The sequence below is a fragment of the Bradyrhizobium sp. 62 genome (genome assembly GCF_023073035.1).
In the GTDB taxonomy this organism is placed as follows: domain Bacteria; phylum Pseudomonadota; class Alphaproteobacteria; order Rhizobiales; family Xanthobacteraceae; genus Bradyrhizobium.
The window spans coordinates 244704-249759 of the sequence record NZ_JADPIT010000010.1 but is presented as its reverse complement, the minus strand read 5'-3'; the positions used below and the strand labels follow the sequence as shown (position 1 = coordinate 249759).

Sequence of the window (5056 nt, the reverse complement as noted above, 5' to 3'; positions counted from 1 at the left end):
ATGGCCGGGACAAGCCCGGCCATGACGGTGGAGAGGCTTGGCCACAAGCTAACGTCGCGTACCATTTGAACGTTCGCCGCCCCCGTGCGATAGACATTCATCCGCCGTTCAGCTGTACGCGGCTGATATCGGTCGATCTCGCCTCGCGTTTCTCACCGGGACTCTTCGTGACTTTTATCGTGGCCTGGCGCCGCTTCTTGTTCGCGCTTGCGCTGCTGGCGCTGCCGCCGGCTGGCGCGAGCGTTGCGTTCGCATCCGAGACAATCGAGCTTGCGCAGGCGCAGCCACAAGCGCAACCGTCGCCCGCCCCCTCGCCGACGCCATCGGCTTCACCCGCTCCCCCGACCGACGCGCAGCCCGCCGCCGTCGAGCCGATCGGCAACGTCGCCACGGTGACGGGCATCGCGACCGTGATCCGCGACAAAAATTCCTATCCGCTGCGCGTGCGCGACGACATCTATCTCAACGACGTCGTGCAGACTTCGTCGAACTCCTCGCTCGGCATCACCTTCAACGACGCGACCACGTTCAACCTCTCGGCCAGCGCAAAAATCACCATCGACACTTACGTCTATGAGGACGGCGGCAAGCAGAACGCAGGCATCTTCGACATCGGCAAGGGCACGGTCGCCTTCGTCGCGGCGGCGGTGGCAAAGACCGGCAACATGAAGATCACGACGCCGACGGCGACGCTGGGCATCCGCGGCACCACGGGCGTCGTCGACGTGCCGGAAGGCGCGGCCGCGAACAAGACCAACAACGTCAACATCAAGCTTTATCCCGACGCCGACGGCCGGGTCGGACACATCGACATCGACGACCGCACGAGCGGGACGCGGCTCGGCGCGCTGACGCAAGGCGCGAGCGGTTTTGCGATCCGGCCGGGCGCAGCCGCGGCCGGCGTCATGCGCTTTGCCGCGGTGCCGATCACGATCGCACCACAGCAGATCGCGCGCGACCGCGGCTTCGTCAGCCAGGTGCATCTGGCGCAGACCACGGGCCGGCAGATCGTCACCGAGCAGCGCGACTTCCGCCGCGCCAATCCGACCGCGAGCCCGCGCATTCCGCGGCCGTTCCAGCCGCCGCAACAGCAACAATTGCGGCCAAACACGGCGCCAGGACAACAGCCGCAACAGCCCCAGCGGCCGAACGGTCAGCCCGGTCAGAACAACCGTCCGGGGCAGCAACAGCCAGGCACGCCAGGCCGTCAAGGCAGCCAGCCGCCGCAGCGGCAGGGCCAAGCGCCGGGCCAAGGCGGCGCCGGGCAGCCCGGTACGCCGCGCGTGGGTCAGGGTCAGCAGCAACAAGGCCAGAAGCAAGGCGCGGGACGTCCGGCAGGCCTACCGCGCGCTGGTCAAGGCACGCAGCCTGACGGCAGGCCACAAAACCAGCCGCAGCGCGGTGGACAGATTCCGACGCAGCCCGGCGGAGTCGCGCCGCAGCAGCCGGCCGGAACGCAGCAGCAGCCTCACGTGCAGCCGCAACTTCCGCGCACCGGCATGCAGCCGGGGCAGCCGCCCGCCGCTCAACCTCCGGGCATGCAGCGCCCGGGCGGATTCCAGCAGCGCCTCCCCGCCGCGCAACGTCCCGTAGCGCCGCGAAGGCCAGCGCCAGTTCCGAAGGAGAAGGAGCGGCGATGACTTTCTTCCTTCTCCCCTTGTGGGAGAAGGTGGCGCGAAGCGCCGGATGAGGGGTTCTCACCGCGAATCCATTGCGACAGCTTCGCGCGTGGAGAGACACCCCTCACCCCTTGTTGGGAGAGGGTGCACCGTCAACGCGGGGCGAGGTGAAGAAAACTCACGCCTCACCGCGCAGCCAGGCCTTCACCTTCTGCAACAGACCGTGCCGCAACTCGCCGACCGAAGCCGCTTCGGCTGGCGTCTGCAAGGCTGCATCGACATCCTCGGTCGCGAGCGGCGATCTGACGTCGGCATCCCCCGGCGCAAGCCCAGCGGCCGCGAGCGCGATCGGGCCAACCTGGGTCAGGAACACGCGCTCGTCCTCGCGCGACAGGCGCCCGAGCGCGTCTTCCAGCGTCAGCCAGTCGACGGCCTTGATGTCGTTCATCAGCTTGCGGACCGGACCGTCCCCGGCCTCCATGCGCCAAAAATGCACGACCTTTGAACGTCCGCCCGACTGGTAGACGAGTGTGCCCAAAAATTCGTGGATGGTGACGTCGTGACCGGTCTCTTCCAGCACTTCGCGATGCGCGGCTTCTCTCGGCGTTTCGCCGTCGTCGAGCTTGCCCTTGGGCAAGACCCATTCGTTGCGCTTGCGCTGGCGCACGACGGCAATCAGCGGCGGCGCACCTCGCCGCAGCACAATACCACCCGCCGCCATGACCGGCGCCCGTGCCATCACCCAATCCGTCGTCGCAGAAACGTCCCCACGAACGATATAGGCAGCCGACGCGGCAGATTGAAGGCTAGTTTTTTCTCAGCAGCGCTTGACCTGCGCGAATACGCGTGCCTTCGGCGATGCCGTCGCAGAAGGTGAAATCGCCGGGCGCGAGGATGATGATGGTCGAGCCATGCTCGAACCAGCCGAGCTCCTCGCCTTTGCTCACGTTGACGTCGCAGGGGAAATTGACCGGCCCCCTGGTCTGCGCATTCAGCACCATGTAGAGGAAGTGCAGACGGATGCTTGCGACTAGGATCGCGGCGACCGGTACCAGCGTCACGGCTTCGCCCGTCGGCAAACGCGTGCGGATCACCGCGCGCTCGTTCTTGCAAAACAGACGCTCGACCCGCTTCAGCGCGATCGGGTTGACGTTCCAGACATCGCCATGGATCAGCGTGACGCGTTCGATATGCGCGTCAAAGGGCGCGTGGAAGCGGTGATACATGCTCGAGGTCAGCCGCAGCGTGATGAAGGAGCCGTTGCGGTGCTGGTCGACCAGCACGGAGTCTCCGAGCAAATCGAGCAGCGAGTACGGCGCGCCCTTGACCTGGAACAGCTCGGTGTTGGCGATCCGGCCATGGGCGCCGACGATGCCGTCGGACGGACTGGCGACAATGGAGGGGTCCGGATCAAAGGGCCGCAAGCCGGGTTTGAGCTCCCGGGTGAAGCAGTCGTGCAGACTCCTGAAATGGGTCCTGCGCGCCTCCGACAGATCGAGGTCGGAGAACAGCTTCCACAGCGCGATGGAGCCTTCACGCACCAGTGGGTTCTCGATCTTGGAGAACCAGCCCATGAAGCGGGTCAGGGCCGCGCGGGGGATGCGGTTGGTCAACAGGAAGTTGAGGTCTTCCTGCTGGGTGAAAGAGGCGATGAGGGCTTTGACTGTCATGAATCTGTCAGCTCGCAGTATTAGCGCTTGTTGTCATGGAAACGACACTCCCGATTCTTTCTTTGTCCGTGGCCGCCGCAGCTTCCGTTGCCGCCGCCTTCCCGAAAATCAAGGCGCGGATCGAATTGTCCCGCGCCAAGCACCGCTCGCTCGCCGGGCACTCCAAGATGTCCCGCCGGGTGGCCAAGCTGCTTCCGTTCTACGAATTCGAAGACGATGCCTACTTCGCCTGCGACGGCGCGCCGGCGAACGTCGCAACGCAGCGCAAGGACGGCTTCTTCCGTCTCGCGCGTCTCTACGCCGAGCGCTACCCCAAGGGCCGCGCGATGACGAAGGACGCGGCGGAGAAGATCTCCGACCTGCACTTCACCGAGAGCTACCGCGTGCCGTTCCAGTTCTCGCGCCTCGTTCGCGAGCATCTGGGCACCTCGACCTTCGTGGAGTCGTCGCGCGGCGTCACGGTCACGGATGTCGACGGCAATACCTCCTACGACCTCACGGGGTCCTACGGCGTCAACATCTTCGGCAACGACTTCTACAAGGAATGCATCGAGGGCTCCGAGAAGCGCGCGCACGCGCTCGGACCGGTGCTCGGCCCCTACCATCCCGTCATCCTCGAGAACGTGGCGCGGCTGTGCCAGATCTCGGGCCTCGACGAAGTCTCCTTCCACATGTCCGGCACCGAAGCCGTGATGCAGGCGGTGCGGCTCGCGCGCTACCACACCAGGCGCACCCATCTCGTCCGCTTCGCCGGCGCCTATCACGGCTGGTGGGGCGACGTGCAGCCCGGAGTCGGCAATCCGATTCCCGCGCACGAGACCTACACCCTCGCCGAGATGTCGGAGAAGACGCTGCACGTGCTGCGGACGCGCAAGGACATCGCCTGCGTGCTGGTCAACCCGCTGCAGGGGCTGCATCCGAATGGCAACGCGCCCGGCGACTCCTCGCTGGTTGATTCCTCCCGCGGCGGCAATTTCGATCGCGCGGCTTATACGGAATGGCTCAAGAAGCTGCGCGAGGTCTGCGACCAACGCGGCATCGTGCTGATCTTCGACGAGGTCTTCGTCGGCTTCCGCCTCGCCGCAGGCGGCGCCCAGGAATACTTTGGCATCAAGGCCGACATGGTGACCTACGGCAAGAGCCTCGCCGGCGGCCTGCCGGTCGGCGTGGTCTGCGGCCGACGCGAGCTGATGCGCCGCTTCCGCGACGATCGCCCCGCCGACGTTTGCTTCGCCCGCGGCACCTTCAACTCGCACCCCTACGTCATGACGGCGATGGACGAATTTCTGAGCCGGCTCGCCAGCCCGAACTTCCGCGCCGTCTATGACGGGTTGGACGAGACCTGGAACGAGCGCGCGCAAAAGCTCAACCGGATGATGGAGGGCGCGGACCTGCCGGTGCGGTTCGCCAACTTCTCCTCGATCTGGACGGTGAAATACACCACGCCATCCCGCTACAACTGGATGCTGCAGTATTACCTGCGCGCCGAAGGCCTGTCCCTGAGCTGGGTCGGCACCGGCCGGCTGATCTTCAGCCTGAACTACACCGATGCCGATTTCACCGACGTCGCCGAGCGTTTCGTCCGCGCGGCCGAGAAGATGAAGGCCGACGGCTTCTGGTGGCACGATGGCGTCCTCACCAACAAAGCCATCAAGCGGCAGATCCTGAAAGAGATGCTGGCCAGGCGTTTCGCGCGCTGAGGCCAAGTCCGCCAATGCCGTCATTGCCGAGCCCGTCCCGGCCATCCACGCACTTCCGCGCGAAAGC

Annotated in this window: 4 protein-coding genes; 2 read left to right on the top strand and 2 right to left on the bottom strand. The window is 65.8% G+C overall.

What is annotated here, in order from left to right; translation table 11 throughout:
* Positions 1–167 precede the first annotated feature (167 nt).
* Positions 168–1640 (top strand): FecR domain-containing protein, encoded by a 1473-nt coding sequence (locus IVB47_RS05370; RefSeq protein ID WP_247460271.1) that lies wholly within the window; start codon positions 168–170, stop codon positions 1638–1640.
* 157 nt (positions 1641–1797) lie between these two features.
* Here IVB47_RS05370 and IVB47_RS05365 read toward each other — a convergent pair whose 3' ends face one another.
* Together IVB47_RS05365 and asd are read right to left on the bottom strand one after the other, a co-directional pair.
* Positions 1798–2358, bottom strand: coding sequence for an NUDIX hydrolase (locus tag IVB47_RS05365; protein WP_247460270.1), 561 nt, complete (start codon positions 2356–2358; stop codon positions 1798–1800).
* Positions 2359–2425: 67 nt separating this feature from the next.
* Positions 2426–3289 (bottom strand): archaetidylserine decarboxylase, encoded by an 864-nt coding sequence (gene asd, locus IVB47_RS05360; protein ID WP_247460269.1) that lies wholly within the window; start codon positions 3287–3289, stop codon positions 2426–2428.
* Positions 3290–3324: 35 nt separating this feature from the next.
* Between asd and IVB47_RS05355 the strand changes: the two genes are divergently transcribed.
* Positions 3325–4989, top strand: coding sequence for an aminotransferase class III-fold pyridoxal phosphate-dependent enzyme (locus IVB47_RS05355; protein WP_247460268.1), 1665 nt, complete (start codon positions 3325–3327; stop codon positions 4987–4989).
* Positions 4990–5056: the final 67 nt, after the last annotated feature.